This window comes from Plantactinospora endophytica (genome assembly GCF_016862915.1).
Classification (GTDB): domain Bacteria; phylum Actinomycetota; class Actinomycetes; order Mycobacteriales; family Micromonosporaceae; genus Plantactinospora; species Plantactinospora endophytica.
The window spans coordinates 113,115-132,255 of the sequence record NZ_BONW01000008.1; the positions used below are offsets into that span (position 1 = coordinate 113,115).

Annotated in this window: 18 protein-coding genes; 4 read left to right on the plus strand and 14 right to left on the minus strand. The window is 72.9% G+C overall.

Features of this window, described 5'->3' with window-relative positions:
* The first annotated feature begins 18 nt into the window (after nt 1-18).
* Nucleotides 19-1,251, plus strand: a complete 1,233-nt coding sequence (locus tag Pen02_RS10025) for an SGNH/GDSL hydrolase family protein (protein WP_203865666.1) — start codon at nt 19-21, stop codon at nt 1,249-1,251.
* Nucleotides 1,252-1,268: 17 nt separating this feature from the next.
* Here Pen02_RS10025 and Pen02_RS10030 read toward each other — a convergent pair whose 3' ends face one another.
* Both Pen02_RS10030 and Pen02_RS10035 read right to left on the minus strand, forming a co-directional pair.
* Complete coding sequence (locus Pen02_RS10030) at nt 1,269-2,297, minus strand: phosphotransferase family protein (RefSeq protein WP_203865667.1); 1,029 nt, start codon at nt 2,295-2,297, stop codon at nt 1,269-1,271.
* A 77-nt stretch (nt 2,298-2,374) separates the two neighbouring features.
* Nucleotides 2,375-2,680, minus strand: coding sequence for a hypothetical protein (locus Pen02_RS10035; protein ID WP_203865668.1), 306 nt, complete (start codon nt 2,678-2,680; stop codon nt 2,375-2,377).
* Between the two features lie 228 nt (nt 2,681-2,908).
* Between Pen02_RS10035 and Pen02_RS10040 the strand changes: the two genes are divergently transcribed.
* Nucleotides 2,909-3,178: a hypothetical protein gene (locus Pen02_RS10040; RefSeq protein WP_203865669.1), complete on the plus strand. Its 270-nt coding sequence runs from the start codon at nt 2,909-2,911 to the stop codon at nt 3,176-3,178.
* 199 nt (nt 3,179-3,377) lie between these two features.
* Here the strand turns inward: Pen02_RS10040 and Pen02_RS10045 are convergent, their stop codons facing one another.
* The 12 genes from Pen02_RS10045 to Pen02_RS10100 form a co-directional block, all read right to left on the minus strand.
* Nucleotides 3,378-5,081, minus strand: coding sequence for a metallophosphoesterase family protein (locus Pen02_RS10045; RefSeq protein WP_203865670.1), 1,704 nt, complete (start codon nt 5,079-5,081; stop codon nt 3,378-3,380).
* Between the two features lie 97 nt (nt 5,082-5,178).
* Nucleotides 5,179-5,820, minus strand: a complete 642-nt coding sequence (locus Pen02_RS10050; RefSeq protein ID WP_203865671.1) for a hypothetical protein — start codon at nt 5,818-5,820, stop codon at nt 5,179-5,181.
* A gap of 27 nt (nt 5,821-5,847) precedes the next feature.
* A complete protein-coding gene (locus Pen02_RS10055) occupies nt 5,848-6,852 on the minus strand; it encodes an Rv1363c family protein (RefSeq protein WP_203865672.1) in 1,005 nt (334 codons plus the stop codon).
* A gap of 20 nt (nt 6,853-6,872) precedes the next feature.
* On the minus strand, nt 6,873-8,159 hold the full coding sequence (locus tag Pen02_RS10060) for an MCE family protein (protein WP_203865673.1): 1,287 nt from the start codon (nt 8,157-8,159) through the stop codon (nt 6,873-6,875).
* On the minus strand, nt 8,156-9,604 hold the full coding sequence (locus Pen02_RS10065) for an MCE family protein (protein WP_239140400.1): 1,449 nt from the start codon (nt 9,602-9,604) through the stop codon (nt 8,156-8,158). Before Pen02_RS10065 ends, Pen02_RS10060 begins: the two co-directional genes overlap by 4 nt.
* 32 nt (nt 9,605-9,636) lie before the next feature.
* Nucleotides 9,637-10,899, minus strand: a complete 1,263-nt coding sequence (locus tag Pen02_RS10070; RefSeq protein WP_203865675.1) for an MCE family protein — start codon at nt 10,897-10,899, stop codon at nt 9,637-9,639.
* Entirely contained in the window at nt 10,899-11,882 is a 984-nt protein-coding gene (locus Pen02_RS10075) for an MCE family protein (protein ID WP_203865676.1), read from the minus strand. The genes Pen02_RS10070 and Pen02_RS10075 overlap by 1 nt, the downstream gene beginning before the upstream one ends.
* Nucleotides 11,879-12,913 (minus strand): MCE family protein, encoded by a 1,035-nt coding sequence (locus Pen02_RS10080; RefSeq protein ID WP_203865677.1) that lies wholly within the window; start codon nt 12,911-12,913, stop codon nt 11,879-11,881. Before Pen02_RS10080 ends, Pen02_RS10075 begins: the two co-directional genes overlap by 4 nt.
* On the minus strand, nt 12,910-14,235 hold the full coding sequence (locus tag Pen02_RS10085) for an MCE family protein (protein WP_203865678.1): 1,326 nt from the start codon (nt 14,233-14,235) through the stop codon (nt 12,910-12,912). The genes Pen02_RS10080 and Pen02_RS10085 overlap by 4 nt, the downstream gene beginning before the upstream one ends.
* Before the next feature lie 4 nt (nt 14,236-14,239).
* Nucleotides 14,240-15,037: an MlaE family ABC transporter permease gene (locus tag Pen02_RS10090; protein WP_203865679.1), complete on the minus strand. Its 798-nt coding sequence runs from the start codon at nt 15,035-15,037 to the stop codon at nt 14,240-14,242.
* A 7-nt stretch (nt 15,038-15,044) separates the two neighbouring features.
* Nucleotides 15,045-15,938 (minus strand): MlaE family ABC transporter permease, encoded by an 894-nt coding sequence (locus Pen02_RS10095; RefSeq protein WP_239140402.1) that lies wholly within the window; start codon nt 15,936-15,938, stop codon nt 15,045-15,047.
* Nucleotides 15,935-16,909, minus strand: a complete 975-nt coding sequence (locus tag Pen02_RS10100; protein ID WP_203865680.1) for an ABC transporter ATP-binding protein — start codon at nt 16,907-16,909, stop codon at nt 15,935-15,937. The genes Pen02_RS10095 and Pen02_RS10100 overlap by 4 nt, the downstream gene beginning before the upstream one ends.
* 297 nt (nt 16,910-17,206) lie before the next feature.
* Between Pen02_RS10100 and shbA the strand changes: the two genes are divergently transcribed.
* Together shbA and Pen02_RS10110 are read left to right on the plus strand one after the other, a co-directional pair.
* Complete coding sequence (gene shbA, locus Pen02_RS10105) at nt 17,207-17,785, plus strand: RNA polymerase sigma factor ShbA (RefSeq protein ID WP_203865681.1); 579 nt, start codon at nt 17,207-17,209, stop codon at nt 17,783-17,785.
* On the plus strand, nt 17,782-19,011 hold the full coding sequence (locus Pen02_RS10110; RefSeq protein ID WP_203865682.1) for a hypothetical protein: 1,230 nt from the start codon (nt 17,782-17,784) through the stop codon (nt 19,009-19,011). Before shbA ends, Pen02_RS10110 begins: the two co-directional genes overlap by 4 nt.
* Nucleotides 19,012-19,141 lie beyond the last annotated feature (130 nt).

The window sequence follows — 19,141 nt, forward strand, 5'->3', positions numbered from 1 at the left end:
GCTGGGGAGGACGACGACATGAGGCGGATGGAGCCGTTGCCCGGCGGCGCGGGTGCCGACCGGACCGTCGAACGCTGGGTGGCGAGCTGGACGTCGATGCCGCAGGTCGCCGAGCCGCACAACCTGCCGCCGGCACCGTTCACCCGGGACGCGCTGGTGCTGGCCGACAGCACGCTCCGGCAGACCGTCCGGGTGACGCTGGCCGGAGCACGCGTCAGGTTGCGGCTCAGCAACGCGTTCGGCGGGTCGCCGCTGCCGGTCACCTCGGCCACCGTAGCGCTGCCGGCGGACGGTCGGGCCGGGATCAGCGCGATCCGGCCCGGCAGCGCGCGACCGGTGACGTTCAGCGGTCGCGGGTCGGTGCGGATTCCGGTCGGCGCACACCTGGTCTCCGATCCGGTCGAGCTTGCGGTGGCGGCCCGGTCCAACGTCAGCGTGACGCTCTATCTCGCCGAGGGGCAGGCGTCGCACCGGATCACCGCGCACCCCGGCTCGCGGACCACCTCCCACCTGCTGCGCGGCAACCACGTCGGTGCCACGGCGCTGCCCGGTGCCACCCCGGTCGAACACTGGTACTTCCTCAGCGGTCTGGAGGTGCCGGCCGGGCCCGGCGGACGGGTCGCGGTACTGCTCGGTGACTCGTTGACCGACGGGCGCGGCTCCACCACCGACGGGAACGACCGCTGGCCCGACCAACTCGTCGACCGGCTGCACGGGTACGCCGGCACCGGGGACGTCGCGGTGGCGAACCAGGCGGCCGGCGGCAACCGGGTACTCGACGACGGGCTCGGGCCGAGCGTGCTGGCCCGGCTGGACCGGGACGTACTGGCGCAGAGCGGGGTCGCCTGGCTGGTCGTGTTCGAGGGGGTCAACGACATCGGCACCGCAGACGCCACCGAGGCGGCCCAGCGGGCGGTCACCGCCGATCTGATCACCGCGTACGACCAGATCGTCACCCGGGCACACGCGCACGGCATCCGGGTGTACGGCGGCACGCTCACCCCGTTCGGCGGCAACGCCGAGTACGACGACCGGGCGGGGCTCCGGGAGGCCACCCGGCAGGCGGTCAACCGGTGGATCCGCGACGGCGGCAGGTTCGACGCCGTGATCGACTTCGACCGTGCCGTCCGGGATCCGGCGAACCCCCGCCACCTGCTGCCGGTCGCCGACACCGGCGACCATCTGCACCTGAACCCGGCCGGCTACCGCCTGCTCGCCGACGCCGTCCCGGCCAGCCTCTTCGAGCAGTGAGGATCTGGGAGCGTCGGCTACCCGTTCCCGGGCGGCAGGATGTCGGGTTCGGTGAGGGTGTCCAGCCAGGCGGCGGGTGCGGTCGTGTGTTCGGGGGCGATCAGCGCCGGCCCGCCGAGCGCCCGCTGCCACTGTGGCAGGGTCGCACCGCGTAGCGCCCGCTGCCAGGAGACCGCCCGCCCGACCTTCGCCACCCGCAGGGCCAGCCGGACCGAGCGGAGCAGGCCGGTCCGGTCGCACAGGTCGGTCCAGGGCTCCAGGTAGGCGTCCCGGAGCCGGGCCAGCTCCGGTCCGGCCGGATCGGAGCCGAGCTGGTCGGCGGCGACGTTCAGCGCCACGAGCAGGGTGCCGAACGGGTGGGCCAGGCAGGCGTCGCCCCAGTCGAAGAACCGCATCCCGCCGGTACCGACGAAGACGTTGCCGTCGTGCAGGTCGTCGTGCTGGATCGACGCCGGCAGCCCGTCGGCGCCCAGCTCGGCGCACCAGCGGTCGTACTCGGGCAGCAGGGCGACCAGGGCGGCCCGGCGCGGCTCGGCGAGCCGTACCGTCGGGTCGGCCAGCAGCCCGGCCAGCGCGCCGGGCATCCGGTCCGGCCGCAGGTCCGGCAGGCCGAGCCCGACCAGTCGGTCGCCGTGCGGGGCCACCGCCCGTTGCAGTCCGGCGTACGTCCGCAGCAGCTCCACCCAGCGGGCCGGCTCGGGCCGGTCCGCCGCGACCTCCCGCAGGATCGTCCCGCCGTCCGGGCCGAGCAGCCAGCCCCGTTCCCGGTCGACGGCCAGTGGCGGCACGACGAGTTCGGGCACCCGGTCCGCGAGCGCCTCCACCACGGCCGCTTCGAAGCCGTTGGTGGGTACGTTCGCCTTGAACCAGACGCGGCCCGCGCTGGTCTCCAGCCGCCGTACGATCGACCAGGCGCGGACCCGGACGGTCTGCACCGGGCCGGTGGCGACGACGCCCCGCGCGGCCAGCGCCTCCGTGATCCAGGCGTCGCTCTCGGCCCGCCAGTCGGCCCCGAGCCGGTCCTCCGCCGAGATCTCCAACGTCACGCCGTCACGCTAGTGGCTGGCGGCGCGACCGCGCACCGGCTTTCCCGGCTCGCCGCCCGCCGGTTGTTCCCGGCCGGTCAGCCGCAGTACGTCTCGGTGTAGAACGTGTCGCGGGTGTCGCCGTCCCAGCCGCCGTTGTTGTCGGCGTACCAGCCGATGTACCGGCCGACGCGGTATCTGATGTAGTGGTTGCCGGTCGCGTGGCGGTGGCCGTAGGCCCGGGACGGGGCCTCGGCGCCGCTGCCGGAGTTGATGGTGATGAGGCTGCCGGAGCAGCCGCCCGAGGCCGACGCCCCGGTGGCCGGCAATGCCGCCAGCACCGCGCCGGTGAGCGCGACACCGCTGACGGTGGCGACGAGTCTGGTGGTCTTTCCTCTGCTCATCTCTGCTCCTCGGCTCGATCGGGTTCGACGGAGATCTCCATCTATTGTAGTTAATTGTCCACTTAATGCCCGAAGAGTCTTATTCATGCCAGTAAGCTTTACATTGACATACTTGACGGGTAGGTTCTGTCGTCCGCTCTGCGGCTGCTTCCGGCCCGGCGGCGCGGTGCGGGGGCTCGGACCGGAGTCGGCGCGTAGCGGAGGGACGGTCCGGGTATGGATCACGACATGAGTGAAGAGACCAGTGACCGGGTCGAGAACCGGGCCGCCCGCCTGCTGCCGGAGGAACGGTCGGTGGGCAGCGACGACCCGCAGGCGCAGGCCGCGGCCGTACTGGCCGAGTCCGACCGGCGGGAGGCGGGCGCGGCGGCGCTGGCCGAGTCCGATCCGGGTACCACCGAGGCGGAGCGCCGGATCGCCGAGGCGGCAGCGGCCCCGGACTCGTTCCTGGAACGACGCACCTCGGAGCAGACCCTGACCCCGGAGCCGCCGGACTGATCGGCCCAGATCCGGGCCGACTCGCCAGCATGGCGACCGATCCTGAGCGAGTCGGAGTTCCTGGCCCGCCGGCAGGCGGTCGACCGGGTGATGGACTCGCCGCCCCGGAGCGCTGGACCGGCCCCGAGCGCTGGACCGGCCCGGAGCCCTGTCGGACCGGGCAGGGCGACGGCTCGGGCAGGGCGACGGCTTCGGCCGATCAGGCCAGCGGGAACTCGTCGAAGAGCAGCACCGGGGAATCGGGCTCCCGGGTGTCGAACCGGTAGGACCGGACCACTCCGGCGACCGAGTCGAGGACGGAGAAGACCGTGATGTCGTCGCTCGCCACGTACGGCAGCGGAGCACCGGTCGGCCCGGTCAGCGGGGCGATCGTCGGCACCACCGCCGGCAACCCGCCCGGATCACCCTGTAGGACGTGGTCCGGCCCCGCCGGCAGCGGACGGGACTCGCCGGAGGACACGTCGTACGCACCGTAGTTGTTGCCGACATTGGAGGTCTCCAGCCAGTTGACCCCGGCCGGGTTCCGGAACCTGTTCCAGACGTGCGCGTGGCCGTTGTGCACCAGGTGTACGCCGGCGGCGGAGAAGAGCGGTTCGAGGTCGCGCAGGATGTGGTCCTCGGCGAGCGGGTACGCGTACCGGATCGCGCTGATCTCGCCGGTGCCCGGGTCGCGTTCCACGGTCTGCACCGGATCGGTGTACGGCGGCGCCGAGTTGCCACCGAGTCCGTGGCTGGGATGGTGGAACATCACCACCCGGAACCGCGCCGCGCGAGCCTGCGCCGAGGTCAGCTCCCGCTCCAGCCAGCGGTACTGGGCGGAGCCCCGGTGCACCGGCTCGAAGACGAACTGGCCGTGCCCCCACCGCTCCGGACGGGTCAGGTCGGCGACGTCCTCCTGGAACTTTCCCCGCCCGACCGGCCCCGCCGGCCGCCAGATCGACGTGACGAAGAGCGTCACCAGGTGCACGTCCCCGATCGTCCGGGACCACCAGCGCGGGCCACCGGCCGCACTGCGCGGGTACGGGAAAAGCTCCTCGTACGTCGTGACGTCCCAGGACCGACGGACGAGTTCAGCCTCGTCGGAATCGTCCATCCCGTCCGCCCGACATCGTTCCCGGGCCACCTCCCGGGGCTGCGGGTCGTTGAACTGGCTGTCCAGGCTGGCGGTCTCGGACCACCGGCCCATCACCTCGTGGTTGCCGATCGCCGGGAAGATCGGGGTGTGTTGCAGCAGCGGCGCTCCCCGGTAGGTCCGGCCGGCGATCGGCGTTTGCGCCCGCCCGGTCATGCTGGCGAAGAAGGCGGGACCGGTGCCCGCGTCGAACCAGTCGCTGGCCCGGTCCCCGACGTTGACCATGTCGCCGGCCATCAGCACGCCGTCGAGGCGTACCCCGACCGTCTCGGCGACCTTCTCCAGGTTGGCCGGGGTCATCGTCTTGAGCTGGTGGTCACTGCTGAGCAGCAGGCGTACCCCGGTGCCGGTCGGCGCCGCCGGAGCCAGCGAGTACGGCGCCGTGACCGTGCCCCGGCCCCGACCGTCGAACGCGACCACCCGGTACGGCGTACGGCCGGGCGGCAGGTCGGTGATCCGGGCCAGGTGCCGGTACACCGGACGGTGCGTCACCGTCGGGTAGTGCCGGCCGGGCACCAGCGACTCGGCGTCCTCGCGGGTCCGGGACAACGCCTGTGTCTCCGCCGCGAACCGCCGCCAACCCGGGCCGGACGGCCGGTCGCCGGTCGCCGCCTCCCGGGCCTGCCGGGGCGACATCGCGGTCACCCCGGCCCCGACCAGCACGAACTGGCCGGTACCCGGCTCCTCGGTGTGCCAGGCGACGTATCCTTCCGTCGGTCCCGGATCCAACAGGTACGGCTCGCAGAGCAGCGGTGTCGACTCCGCCGTCATCGCACGCGATCTTCCGTCACAGCGGACAAGTCAACCATCCGGTCCCGGAGCCGGCCGACGCGGTGGGACCGGCACCACACCCGGGGGTCGGCGGGGCTCAGATGGCGGTTGCCCGGGCCACCTTCCAGTCGCCGCCGACCCGGCGCAGTTCGAGTATCACCCGGTTCTGGTCGACCTTCTCGCCGTCGGTGTTCGCGTTGCGCCGGTACTGGTTCAGATAGACCAGCAACTCCACCTCTGCCGTCCCGGCCCGGACCACCCCGCTGGCGGAGACCTCGGCGAGCACCACCGCCTGTTCGGCGACGGCGGTCGACTTCAGCGCCGAGGTCGTCTCGGCGTAGTCGTCGGCGAAGGCGCCGGTGACGAAGGACCGTCCGTTCGCCACGCTGGCGTCGAAACTGCGGTAGTCGTAGGAGAAGATCGCCTTGGCGGCCGGGGCGGCGGTGGCGAGCGCCTGACGTACGGCCGTGTCGCGCTGGTCGGCGCGGTGCTGGGCGTACCAGGCGGTGCCGGCGGCAGCGGCGGCGAGCACGGTGGCGAGCACGAGGACGAGGTGCAGGCGACTGCCGGCGTGCCGGCGGCGCCGCGCGGCCTCCCCGTCGGACGCCCGTTCCGTGCCGTCGGCCGTCGACGCCTCGGTGGTCGGCGCCTCGGCCGTCGGCGCCTCGGCGGTACGACGGGCGGGGCGCAGCCGCCGGACGAGCGTGGCGATGGACGATCGCAACCGAACCCCTCGCATCGGAACTCCTCTCATCGGAAACTCCGCTCAGCCGACGAACTGGAGCCGGGAGACCAGCCAGGTGTCGGAGTCGTCTTCCCTGGTCAGGTCCACCTGGATCCGGTAGTGCGCGGGCCGCCCGTCCGGCGCGTTGACGTTCTTGACGGTCGCGTCCATCGCCACCAGCACCACCGCGTGCCGTCGGTCCCCGGAGACCAGGCCGGCGCGCAGCACCGTACCCCTGGATTCCACCTTGTTCTCCAGCACCGCCGCCCGTACCTTGGCCTGGCCCCGGACGAACTCCTCCCTGAACTCCCCGGTGGCGCCGGCCGTGATCCGCTGGAGATCGCTGTCCACACTGGATGCGCTTACCGAGACGAAGTTGACGGTCGTCTGCCGCGCGGCGGCCAGCGCCTGCCCGTGGGCCCGCTCGACCGCCCGGTCCTGCCACCACCGGTAGCCGAACAGGCCGGCCAGCGCGAGCACCGCGCAGAGTACGGCGACGAGTGCGACCGTGACGCCACGCCGCCGGCCCGGCACCGTCGGCCCGTTCGCCGTCGCCCGGTTCGCCGTCGTTTCGTCCGCACTCGATCCCGCCTCGTCGGCCCGCACGGCGTTCGACCCCGCCTCGTCAGCCCTGTCGGTGCCCGGCTCGTCGTCGCTGGCCTGGTCGGTGCCGTCCGCCTCCTGATCGGTGCCGTCCGTCTCCTGGTCGAGCCGTTCCAGGATCGCCTCCACCGGATCCTTGGCGGCCGGCAGCCGGCGGGTGACCGTACGCCGGGTGGCCGGCCGCCCACCTCGACCCGAGTGCCGCGCCCCGTCGGTCGAGTGCCGCGTCCGGTCCGTCGGCTGCCGCGCTCCGTCGGTCGAATGCCGCATCCGGTCGGTCGTTGCGTCGGGCGGCTGTCGCGTGCCGTCGGTCGGCCGGCGTACCCCGGCGGCGGCGTCCGGCGGCTCGGCCGGCGGCTGCCGGTCCTGGTCGGTGCCGGTCTGATCGGTGGTCGTGGAGGTGTCCTTCACCAGTTTCAACCTGCGTTCCGCACCGCTGCGCATCGGTCGGCTCCTCGGATCGGTCACGGCGCGAGGCCGGCGAGTAGGAGTTGCTTCCAGGACTGGTCGCCGGCGAGCTGGTACTGCCCGCCGGTCGAGCCGAAGGTCAACGGGCTGCCGCCCGGCCCCAGCGCCAACCCCGTCCCCGGGTCGTAACCGGCGACCGTGGCAGGGGAGACCGGCGGTACGTCGTCGGCCGGCTCGGCCGGCTCCGGCAGCGCCGGCCCTGGCGACGGCGGTGGCGGGTCCGCCGCCCCACCGGGCCGGGGCGCCGCCGCGCTGCCCCGGACGCTGGAACCACGGGCCGACTCCGCCGCCGTGCAGCGGGTGGAGTCGTCGTAGACGCAGGCCGGCGGGTCGGCGACGTTGAGCACGAGTCCGAAGTGCACGGTGCCGTCGCCGGGGGTGACGGTGAACGCGCCGTCCACCACCAGCGGATAGACCACCAGCAGTTGCTCGATGCCGGGCAGCCGCCGGGCGGCCACCCCGTTCACCGTGACCAGGTTGCCCAGCAGGGTGCCGATCGACGGGTCCAGGTCGCGCAGCAGCCCGACGAGCTGGGTGGCGGCGGGCGGCCCGTCGGCGAGGATGCGCCGCAGGTCCGGGTCGGCCGCCCGGACCGTCTCGGCGAGCCGGGCCAGACCGTCGGCCCAGCGCCGCAGCGCGGCGGCGGACTCCTGCTGGGTACGCAGCACCGTGCGCCCGTCCCGGATCAGCGCGACCGTCTCCGGCAGCCGTACCGTCGCCTCGGCCAGCAGCGCGCCGCTGGCGTCGAGGATCCGGCGCAGTGCCGCCTCGTTGCCCTCGAAGGCGACCCCCAGCTCGTCGATCACCACTGCCAGGTCGTCCGGGTCGATCGACCGGACCAGGGCGTCCAGGTTGGCCAGCAGGGTCTCCGGGGCCAGCGGAACGCCGGTGCGGTCCTGCGGAATCACCGCGCCGTCCCGCAGGTAGGGACCGGTGTCGCGGTCGGGGCGCAGGTCGACGTACTGCTCGCCGACGGCGGAACGCTGCGAGACCACCGCCCGCAGTGCGTCGGGTACCCGGATGTCCCGGTCCAGCCGGAGCGTGACCCGGACCGCCCCGGCGTGCAGGTCGACCGCCTCGACCCGGCCGACCGGTACGCCCCGGTAACTGACCGACGCGTTCGGGAAGATGCCTCCGGCGTCGGCGAAGTCGGCGTGTACCAGATAGCCGTGCCCGAGCAGCCGGTCACCGAGCCCTACGTAGCGGACCGCGACGTAGCTGATGCCCAGCACGCTGACCAGCAGGAACGCCAGCACCTGGAGCCGCGCGGTACGTCCGATCATCTCAGCAACCCCCCGCCGAGTACGTCGAGCAGCCCGCCGGTCCGCCCGTTCGTCGCCCCGTCCGGCGGCGGCAGCAGGCAGCCGGGGGAGAGGATGGCGCCCAGCGGCAGCTTGGTGCCGGGCGGGAAGATCGTGCCCGGCGGCACCACCCCGCCCGGTGGCAACAGCCCGCCGGGCGGCAGCACCGACCCGGGGCGGAGCAGTTCGCAGTCCGGCGGCAACTCGCACTCCGGCAACAGCGGTGGCAGCCAGTCGATCGGCAGCAGCCCGCCGACCGGTAGGCAGACCGGTGGCAGTACGCCGGGCAGCAGTGGCCCGACCCCGCCCGGCCGATCGTTTCCGGTGCCGCCGCCGGGGCGCTGCCCGCCGCCCGTCGATCCGGGCCGGCCGCCGCTCGTACTGCCGCCCGGCCGGGTGCCGCTCCTCGACGGCGGTTTCGCCACCGGCTTGGCCGAGAAGAGGTTGGCCAGGATGGCGGCGGCGTCCAGGTCGGCGGTGAGCGACAGGTTGATGTAGTCCCCGACGATCGCCCCGGTCACGTTCGGCGGGAACGGGTACGACAGCATGAAGTCCAGCGACTTCGGCAGGGCGTCGCCGGCCCGGACGAGTTGTTCGAGGGTCGGTTGGAGCGCCTTCAGGCTCGCCACCAGATCCTCCCGGCTCTCGGTGACCACCCGTGCGCCCACCCGGCCCAACTCGCCGAGGGCGGTCAGCGCGTCACTGAGCTGCTCCCGCTGCTCGGCCAGTACGGTGAGGCCGGGATCGAGCGCGGAGAGAGCGTCGCCGATCACGGCCCGCTGCCGGGCCAGCCGGCCGGTGAGCCGGTCGAGGGCGTCCACCGCCCGGACCAGGTCCGCCTTCTGCCGGTCGAGTCCGGTCACGAAGGCGTCCAACTGGCGCAGCGCGTCCCGGGCGGCCGGCTCCCGGCCCTCCAGCGCGGCCGACAGCTCCTGGTTGATCGTCTTGAGCTGGGCCAGCCCGCCGCCGTTCAGCAGCAGCCCGAGCGCGGCGAGTACCTCCTCGACCTCCGCCGACCGTTTCGTCCGGGCCAGCGGGATGACGGCGTCGTCGTCGAGTTGCCCGGCGGGTGCCTCGGTGACCGGGGCGGCGAGCGCGACGTACTTCTCGCCGAGCAGGCTGGTCTGGCGTACGGCGGCGGTGGCGTTGCCCGGCAGCTTCACCGCACGGTCGATCCGGAGCCGGACCAGGGCCGTCCAGCCGCGTAGCGAGATCTTCTCCACGCTGCCCACCGTGACGTCGTTGACCTTGACGGATGCCTGCGGCACCAGGTCGAGCACGTCGGTGAACTCCGCCGTGACCCGGTAGGCCGGCCCGCTCGGCGCGCCGCCGGGCAGCGGCAGATCGGCCAGGTCCGGCGCGGTGCAGCCGGCAACCCCGACCGTCGCCGCGAGCAGCGCCGCCCCCACCCGAGCCGCTCGCCGCACCGGACGCCCCGCACAAGTCCACCCGGCGCGGTTCATGCGACACCTCGCAGGATTCCGCCGAGGGTGCGGTCGAGCGACACCTCCGGGCCGGGCGCTCCCGGTGCCGGTGACGTGCTGCCGTCGGTCGGGGAACCGGTGGCCGGCGGCTGCGGCGTCGCCGGGGCCGGCTTCGCGCCGGGCGGCAGGTTCAGCAGCTTGCGCAGTTCCTCGGGGAGCGGGAGCCGTTTGAGGTTCAGGGTTTCGGCCAGCTCGAAGCAGCGCTTCGGCACCTTCGGCGCAGGCAGCGCGTCGGCCAGCGCCGCGCAGGCGTACGCGGCCGGGTCGTACGGACCGAGCAGGTTGTCCCGGGTGTCCAGGGTGCCGGAGCGGGCGTTGTACGCCAGGTTCAGGTTGGACAGCGTCAGCGGTGCCAGGTCGAGGATCTTGATGATCGCCTTCTGCTGCCGGACCAGTACGTTCGTCACCTCCGCCAGCCCGTCCACATTGGATTTCAGGGCGGCTCTGTTGTCCCGGACGAACCGGGTCACCTCGCCGAGTGCGGTGGCGAGATTGCGCAGCGCGGCGGCCAGGTCGTCCCGTTCGGCGGCGAGCTGGGCGGCCACCTCGGCGAGTTGGGAGTTGAACGCCCGCACCTGCTGGTCGCTGCGGGCCAGCGCGGTGGTGAACCGTTGCAGGTTCGCCACCGTGCCGAACAGGTCCTGCCGGCCGTCGGCGAGGGTGTCCAGGGCCCGGGACAGCCCGTCCAGGGTGTCGTGCAGCTCCTCGCCGTTGCCGGCCAGGTTCGCCCGGGCGGTGCCGAGCAGGTCGTCCAGCGCGCCGTCGGCGTTCGCGCCCGCCGGCCCGAGCGCCCGGTTGAACTCGTCCAGCGCCCGGAAGATGTCGTCGATCTCCATCGGCGCCATCGTCCGGTCCACCGACAGCTCCGCGCCGTCGGGCAGCCGGGCGCCGCCGGAGTAGGCCGGGGTGAGCTGCACGTACCGGTCGCTGACCAGGCTCGGCGGCACGATCACCGCTGACGCGTCGGCCGGGATGTCATGCCGGGCGTCGTAGCGCAGTTCCATCCGGACCGTACGCCCGGCCGGCACGATCGAGACGACCTCGCCGATCCGCACCCCGAGCACCCGTACGTCGGAGCCGGGGTGGATGCCGACTGCCCGGGTGAAGTGCGCTACGAGGTGACGTTGAGGTGTGCCCGGGTGCAGCACCACGAACGCCGCCGAGGCGACCACCAGCACGGTCACCCCGGCGGCGAGCAGCGCCCGTCGACGGTTCGGCAACCCGGCGAACCGGCCCATCAGCGACCTCCCGTCGGCACGTACGGCTGGAGCAGCCCGCGAAGGTAGGAGTCGAACCACCGGCCGTTGCCGAGCACGTTGGTGAACGCGTCCAGGAACGGCCCCATCGTCTGCAACGTGCGTTCCAGGTCGTCCCGGTTGCGTTGCAGGGTGGCCACCACCCCGCGCAACTGCCGCAGTGTCGGCTCCAGCGTGGCGCGGTTGTCGGCGACCAGCCCGGAGAGTTGGGCGGCCAGGTCACGGGTGCCGACCAGCAACTCGTGGATGGCGTCCCGCCGTCGGTGCACCTCGTCGAGCAGCGCGGTCCCGTCGGCGACCAGGGCGCGGAACTCCTCGTCCCGGTCGGCCAGTACGTCCGTCACACCCCGCGCCCGTTCCAGGAGTTGCCGCAGCTCGGCGTCCCGGCTGGCGACCGTGCGGGACAGCCGGGAGAGCCCGTCCAGCGAGGAACGCACGCTTCCCGGGGTGTCGGCGAACGTCTCCGCGAGGGTGCGGAACGCGGTCGCCAACTGCGCGGTGTCGATCTCGTCGAGCGTGCCGGCGAGCCCGGTGACCGCCTGCATCACGTCGAACGGCGACGCGGTGCGGTCCAGCGGGATCTCCGCGTCCTCGGCCAGCCGACCCGGCCCGGCCGGCGCCAGCGCCAGGTACTTCTGGCCGAGCACCGTCTTGATCCGGATCGTCGCACCGGTCTCCCGGCCGAGCCGCAGGTCGCCGTCGTCGATCCGGAACCGCACCCGGACGTACGGGCCGGCGTCGCCCCGGGCCAGGTCGACCTCGGTCACCTCGCCGACGCGTACCCCGGCGACCCGCACCTCGTTCCCCTCGGTCAGCCCGCTGGCGTCCCGGAACGCCGCCGCGTACGCCGGGTCGCCGATCGCGGACAGGTCGTCGAGCCGGAACGCCGTCAGCAGTACCCCGGTCAGCAGCACCAGCCCGACCGCGCCGACGGCGACGAGATTCCGTTCCCGGAACGGCTTCACCGGGCACCTCCCGATCCGGCACAGCGGGCGGCCTGGGAACTGAACGTCGCCGGATTGACGCCCTGCCCGCCCAGCGCCAGCCGGCCGTCGAAGTCGCAGACGAAGAGGTTGAGCCAGGACCCGTGCGACGCGACCCGGGTCAGCGCCTCGTACCGGTCCGGCAGCCGGCCCAGGGTGCCGTCGATGACCGCCGCGTTTCGGTTCAACGTGCCGGCGAGTTCGCCGAGTTCGGTGACGTCGGCGGCGAGCGCCGGCCGGGCGTCGGTCAGCAGCGCGGCGGTGCTGCCGGTGAGCTTGCCGAGGTTGACCAGTGCCGCCCCGATCGCCTCGCGGTCGCCGGCCAGCCCGGTGACGAACTGCTGCAACGAGCGGATCGTCTGGTCGAGTTCGGCGTCCCGGGAGTCGAGGGTGGCCAGTACCGAGTTGAGGTTGGTCACCACCCGGCCGATCACCGCGTCCCGGTCGGCCAGGGTGTTAGTCAGCGAGGCGGTGTGCGCCAGCAGGCTGGAGACCGTACCGCCCTCGCCCTGGAGCACCTGGATGATCTCGTACGCCAGCTTGTTGACGTCCTCCGGCGTCAGTGCGGTGAACAGTGGCCGGAACCCGTTGAAGAGTGTGGTCAGGTCGAGGGCCGGGGTGGTCTGGCTCAGCGGGATCAGCCCGCCGGGCCGGAGTGGCGGTCCACCGCCGGGGCCTTCGGCGAGCGCCACGTACCGCTGGCCGATCAGGTTGCGGTAGCGGATCTTCGCCCGCACCGTGCCGCTCAGCGGCACCTCCTCGGTCAGCGTCAGGGTCACCTCGGCGACGGTGTTCTCGACCACCCGGATCTCGTCGACCTGCCCCACCCGCACTCCGGCGATCCGCACGTCGTCGCCGGGCAGCAGGCCGGTGACGTCGGTGAACCGGGCCCGGTAACTCGTGCCGCCGAACTCCAACGACCCGAGCGCCTGGCCGAGCACCCCGGTGAGCAGCACCGTCAGCACCGCGAACGCGACCAGCTTGACCAGCGGTCCGACCGGTATCCGGCTCATCGGACGTTCACCACCGCGCCGCGCAGCAGCGGCCCCCAGAGCAGTACGGCGATGTCGGGTACCTGCACCGGGAGGGTGTCGGTGGCGGCGCCGATGATCGGCTTGAGCAGGTCCTTCTCGTCCGTCGTGCCGGCGGAGCCCATCGAAGGTGGACTGTCGGCGGCCGGCGTACCCGTGCTGGTGCCGGTCGGTGGCTTGCCGACCGGGAGCTTGACCGGGCCGGGTCGGGAGCCGCCGTGGTCGTAGCCGTCCTCGATCCGCACCTCCGGAGCCGGCGGTGTCGGGTTCGGCAACTCCCGGCACTGCGGCCCGGTCGAGGCGCCGTACACCGGGTCGTCCCGGCCGGGCTGGTACGCCCCGTTGTCCCGGGTGATCTCCAGGGTCACGTGCATCCGGCCGTTCCGGAACACCTCCTCGGCCAGCGGCTGCGCCCCCACCAGCCCGCGCATCAGGCACGGATACTCCGGCGCGTACGCGGCCAGCAGTTCGAGTACCGGCCGGCCCAGCTCGCCGAGCCGGATCACCTGCTCGCCGTGCCGGTCCAGGAACAGCCGCGTCACGTCGGCGGCGTCGGTCGTCTCGGCCAGGAACGCGGCGAGCTGGGTCCGCTGGTCGGCGACGGTCCGCGCGGTCGGGGTGACGTCCCGGAGGATGGCCAGCAGGTCGGGCAGGGCCGCGTCGTAGGAGTCCAGCACGGCGGCGAGCCGGCGGACGTCCTCGGTGAGCGTCGGCAGCTCGCGGTTGAGTTCGGTCAGGTAGCCGTCGAGCGTCTCCAGGGTCTGCCCGAGCTGCTCGCCGCGCCCGTCGAGCGCGGTGGCCAGCGCGGCGAGCGTGCTGGCCAGTTTGTCCGGCCGGATCCGCTGGAGCAGCGGCAGCGCCTCGTCGAGTACCCGTTCCAGCTCCACGCCGTTGCGGCTGCGGTCCTGGTCGATCGTGGCGCCGGCCCGCAGCGGCCCGGCGGTGGAGCCGGCCGGGGCGACCAGGGCCACGTACCGCTCGCCGAAGAGGGTCTTCGGCAGCAGCCGGGCGGCGACGTCGGCCGGAACGTGTCCGATCCGGTCCGGGTCGAGCGCCAGCCGCAGCCGGGCCCGCGACCCGTCGCTGCCGACCTCGCGTACCTCGCCGACCGGCACCCCGCGCAGCTTCACCTCCGCACCGGGGCTTAGCTGCATCCCGGTCTGCGCCGTGTAGAGGGTCACCCAGGCAACCGGGGTGAAAGCCTTGCGGTATTGCAGGACGGCCAGCGTCAGCGCGGCGACGAGCACCACGACGAAGACGATGCCGAGGAAACGCCGGCCCACTGCCGACCCGCGCGTGTTCATGCGTTCACCCCGCGATCCGGACGGTCGTGGTCGCGCCCCAGATGGCCAGCGACAGGAAGAAGTCGACAATGTTGATCGCCACGATCGCGGTACGCACCGCCCGGCCGACCGCCACTCCGACGCCGGCCGGCCCGCCGCTGGCGTGGTAGCCGTAGTGGCAGTGCACCAACACCACGATCACGCTGAACACCAGCACCTTGCCGAACGACCAGAGCACGTCCACCGGGGGCAGGAAGAGGTGGAAGTAGTAGTCGTAGGTGCCCGCCGACTGTCCGAAGTAGAAGACCGCGATGGCCCGGGTGGCGAGATAGCTGGAGAGCAGGCCGATCACGTAGAGCGGGATCACCGCCACGAAGCCGGCGATCATCCGGGTGGTGACCAGGAACGGCAGCGACGGTACGCCCATCACCTCCAGGGCGTCGACCTCCTCGGAGATCCGCATCGCGCCGAGCTGGGCGGTGAAGCCGGAACCAACGGTCGCCGACAGCGCCAGCCCGGCGACCAGCGGGGCGATCTCGCGGGTGTTGAAGTAGGCCGAGATGAAGCCGGTGAAGGCGCTGCTGCCGAGCTGGTCGAGCGCCTGGTAGCCCTGTAGCCCGACCTCGGTGCCGGTGAAGAAGGTCAGGAAGCAGATCACCCCGACCGTACCGCCGGCCACCGCCAGCGCGCCCCGACCGAAGCTGATCTCGGCGAGCAGGCGTACCACCTCGCGGCGGTAACGGCGCAGCGCCCGTGGGGTCCAGGCGAACGCCCGCAGGTAGAAGGCGAGTTGCCCGCCGAGGTTGTCCAGGGTACGCAGCATCGGCAGCTCACATCCCCCGCTGCGGCACGAGCTGGAAGTAGACAGCGGTGATCACGAAGTTCAGGGCGAAGAGCAGCATGAAGGTGAGTACGACGCTCTGGTTGACCGCATCGCCGACCCCCTTCGGCCCGCCCTTCGCCGTCATCCCGTGGTACGACGCGACCAGCGCCGCCACCGCACCGAACAGCACCGCCTTCACCTCGCCGACGGCCAGGTCGGAGAGCTGCCCCAGCGCCTGGAAACTGGCCAGGTACGCCCCCGGCGTGCCGCCCTGCATCACCACGTTGAAGAAATAGCCGCCGGCCACCCCGACGACGCTGACCAGCCCGTTGAGCAGCGCCGCGACCAGTGCGGCGGCGACGATCCGGGGCGCCACCAGCCGGTGTACCGGGTCGATGCCGAGCACCTCCATCGCGTCCAGTTCCTCGCGGATCTTCCGGGCGCCGAGGTCGGCACAGATCGCCGAGCCACCCGCACCCGCGATGATCAGCGCGGTGACGATCGGGCTCGCCTCGCGTACCACGGCCAGCACGGAGGTGGCCCCGGTGAACGACTGGGCGCCGAGCTGACGTACCAGGGAACCGAGCTGTAGCGCGATCACCGCGCCGAACGGGATCGCCACCAGCGCGGCCGGCAGGATCGACACCGAGCTGATGAACCATGCCTGCTGCACGAACTCCCGCACCTGGAACGGGCGCCGGACCAGGCCGCGCAGCGCGTCGAGGCAGAAGGCGAAGAAGTGGCCGAAGCCGCGCAGCCCGCTCGTCAACCGGGTCGGACCGCCCCCTCCGGTGCCGGCGGCGAGCTTGCCGGTGCCGCTGCCGGGTCCACTGCTGGTGCTGGTGCTGGTGCTGGTGCTGGTGTTGGAGGCGGATCGGCCGGTGCCGGTCGGCGGGCTCATCGCAGCGCCTCGGTCGGCTGCCAGACGCTACCTCGCACACCCTGGAACGAGCCGGCCGGCGGTACGACGTCGTGCTCCTCGCACCACCGGCCCGGCGACTGCTCCGCCCGGCGCGGGCGCCCGTCCGAGGGGGCGAGCTGGAGCGGGATCGGCGGCAGCGGCGGAAGTTCCACCCCCGCCTCGGCCTCGGCCCGCAACTCGTCGGAGTCCTTCTCCTCGGCCATCCCGATCGGGCCGATCCGCTGCGCGTTGAGGAACTGCCGGACCACCGGCTCGGTACTGGAGAGCAGCATCTCGCGCGGCCCGAACATCGCCAGGTGGCCGTGGTAGATCAGCCCGATGTTGTCCGGCACCGTACGGGCGGTGTTGATGTCGTGCGTGACGATCAGGAACGTCGCCCCGGTCTGCTGGTTGAGGTCGATGATGAGCTGGTTGAGATAGGCGGTGCGGACCGGGTCGAGCCCGGAGTCCGGCTCGTCGAAGAGGATGATCTGCGGATCCAGCACCAGCGCCCGGGCCAGCCCGGCCCGCTTGCGCATGCCACCGGAGATCTCGCCCGGCAGCTTCCGTTCCGCGCCGAGCAGCCCGACCATCTCCAGCTTCTCGTGCACCACCGCCCGGATCTCGGACTCCGACCTGCGGGTGTGCTCGCGCAGTGGAAAGGCGACGTTGTCGTAGATGGTCATCGAGCCGAACAGCGCGCCGTCCTGGAACAGCACGCCGAAGAGCTTGCGTACCTCGTAGAGGGCGCGCTCGGAGAGCCGGGCCAGGTCCCGGCCCTCGATCCAGATCGCTCCCCGGTCCGGCTTCAGCAGCCCGACCAGCGTCTTGAGGAAGACCGACTTGCCGGTGCCGGAGGGGCCGAGCAGCACCGAGATCTCGCCCGCCGGCAGGGTCAGACTGACGTCGGACCAGACCGGTTGGCCGCCGAAGGACTTGGTCAGCCCCTCGACGCGTACCTCGACGCCCATCCGTACACCCGCCCGCCGCAGATCCCCGGTGGACCGTCCGCCCACCGCCGTCTCTGGTGGACATCGCGCGGAGCGCGCCGCGCGTAACAGCGGTCGCAGGTAATTCTTCGATCACTTTCCGTGGGTACGTCGTCGAGTTGTCGATCCGGAACGGAATTGTCGAGCCGGAACGTCGGAGAACCGCCCCCCGCCGGTGGTGCGATCAGGTGCCTCCCGATACGGTGCGGTTAACCCGCCGGTAACTCCAGGGGCGGTGCCGGACGAAGGTGTGGCCCCGACGAAGGTGCGACCCCATAGATGACCGCAGCAGCCGAGACCGACCTGGTCGCCCGCGCGGTCCGACGCGACCCCGAGGCGACGGCGGCACTGCTCACCGAGGTACGCCCCGGGCTGGTCCGGTACTGTCGGGCCCGGCTCGGCCGGATCGGCGGCGCGTACGCCACCGCCGACGACGTCGCCCAGGAGGTCTGCCTGGCGGTGCTCCGGGCACTGCCCCGGTACCGGGACCAGGGCCGACCCTTCTCGGCCTTCCTCTACGGCATCGCCGCGCACAAGGTCGCCGACGCGCAGCGGGCCGCCATCCGGGACTCGGCCGTCACCACCGACGGCCCGCCGCCGGACGGGCCGGACGCCGAGCCCGGTCCCGAGCAGCGGGCCGTCGCCACCGACCTGGCCCGGCGACTCTCCGCGCTGCTGGCCCGGCTCCCCGAGGTGCATCGGGAGATCGTGCTGCTCCGGGTGGCGGTCGGCCTCACCGCCGACGAGGTCGGTGTCATCGTCGGAATGTCGGCCGCCGCCGTCCGGGTCACCCAGTCCCGGGCGCTCGCCCGGCTCCGGGTACTCGCCGGCACCGCCCTGGACGAGGTCGCCGCATGAGTACGCTGCGAAGCGGAGCGAACCAGGACGACGGTACGCACGCGCACGGCGCCGCCGCGCCGGGACGGGACGGACAGGTGACCGGCCGGGACGGAATGCCGGGGTGGACCGCCGACCCCGATCCGGCTGTCGACCCCGATCCGGCAGTTGGCTCCGATCCCGTTCTCGGCTCCCAACAGGTTCTCGAACCCGGTCCGGCTGTCGACGTCGGTCCTGACGTGGTCGTCTCGGATGACCTGTTGCTCGACGCCTGGGGACGGCCGGTTCTCGACCCCGGTCCGGCTGTCGAGGTCGATCCTGACGTGGTCGTCTCGGATGACCTGTTGCTCGACGCCTGGGGACGGGGTGAGCCGACCCCCGGGACCGATCCGTTGGCCGGGCTGTTCGGCGCCTGGCGGGCGGAACTCGACGCCGACCTGCCCGAGTTCGACACCATCCCGGCCGTCCGTTCCGGAGTGCCCGACGCCCGGCCTCGCCCCGCAGCGACCGCGAGCCGGCCGCCGTCGCCGCCCGGTGCCCGTCCGCCGGTCGCCGCACGCCGTAACCCGCCGGTTGTCCGCCGTAGCTCGGAGGCCGTCGCACGCCGTGGCCCGGCGCGACCGGGCGCGACCCGTCCTCCGGTACGGGCCGGGCGGCTGGTGCGTCGGCTGGTCCTGTCCAGCGTGGTCGGCATCGTCGTGACCGCCCTGCTCGGGCTCGGCGTCAACCACGCCGGGCCGACCAGCCCGCTGTGGCCGGTCGCGGCGGCGGTCTACCCGGACCGGTCGGCGGTCCGCGCCGTCGAGCACACCATCCTGCTGGCCCGGGAGGCGGCGGCAGCCCGCCGGTACGCCCAGGCGCGTGAGGAACTGGCCCGGGCCACCGTGCAGGTGACCGAGATCCGTGACCCGGAGATGGCCGGGCGGCTGCGTGCCGAGATCGAGCGGATCCGACTCGGGCTGCCCGACGCCGCCACCTCGCCGGAAACGCCGGCCGGTGAACCGTCCACTCCGGACGGCCCCGGACCGGCGGCGACACCCGCTCCGGCCCGTACGCCGGTTCCGGCCCGTACTCCGGCCGAAGTCCCGCCGCCGACGGTGCGGTCCGGTCCGGTGCAGCCCCCGCCGGCCAGCCCGTCCGATCGGCAGGTGCTGCCGCTGCCGGTACCCGTGTTGCCGTCGCTGTTGCCGTCCGGCCTGCCGCTGCTGCCCAGCGGTGGCTGTGTGCTGCTCTGCCCGACCGACTGACGCCGTCGCCCGGCACGGGACCGGCTACCCGGGACGGACGGATCGACTCCCGGCATCCACCGGCAGCGCGGTGGCCGCAGTGTTACGCGGGTAGGCTGACGTACAGCGGCGGAGTCGCCCCGCACTTCCG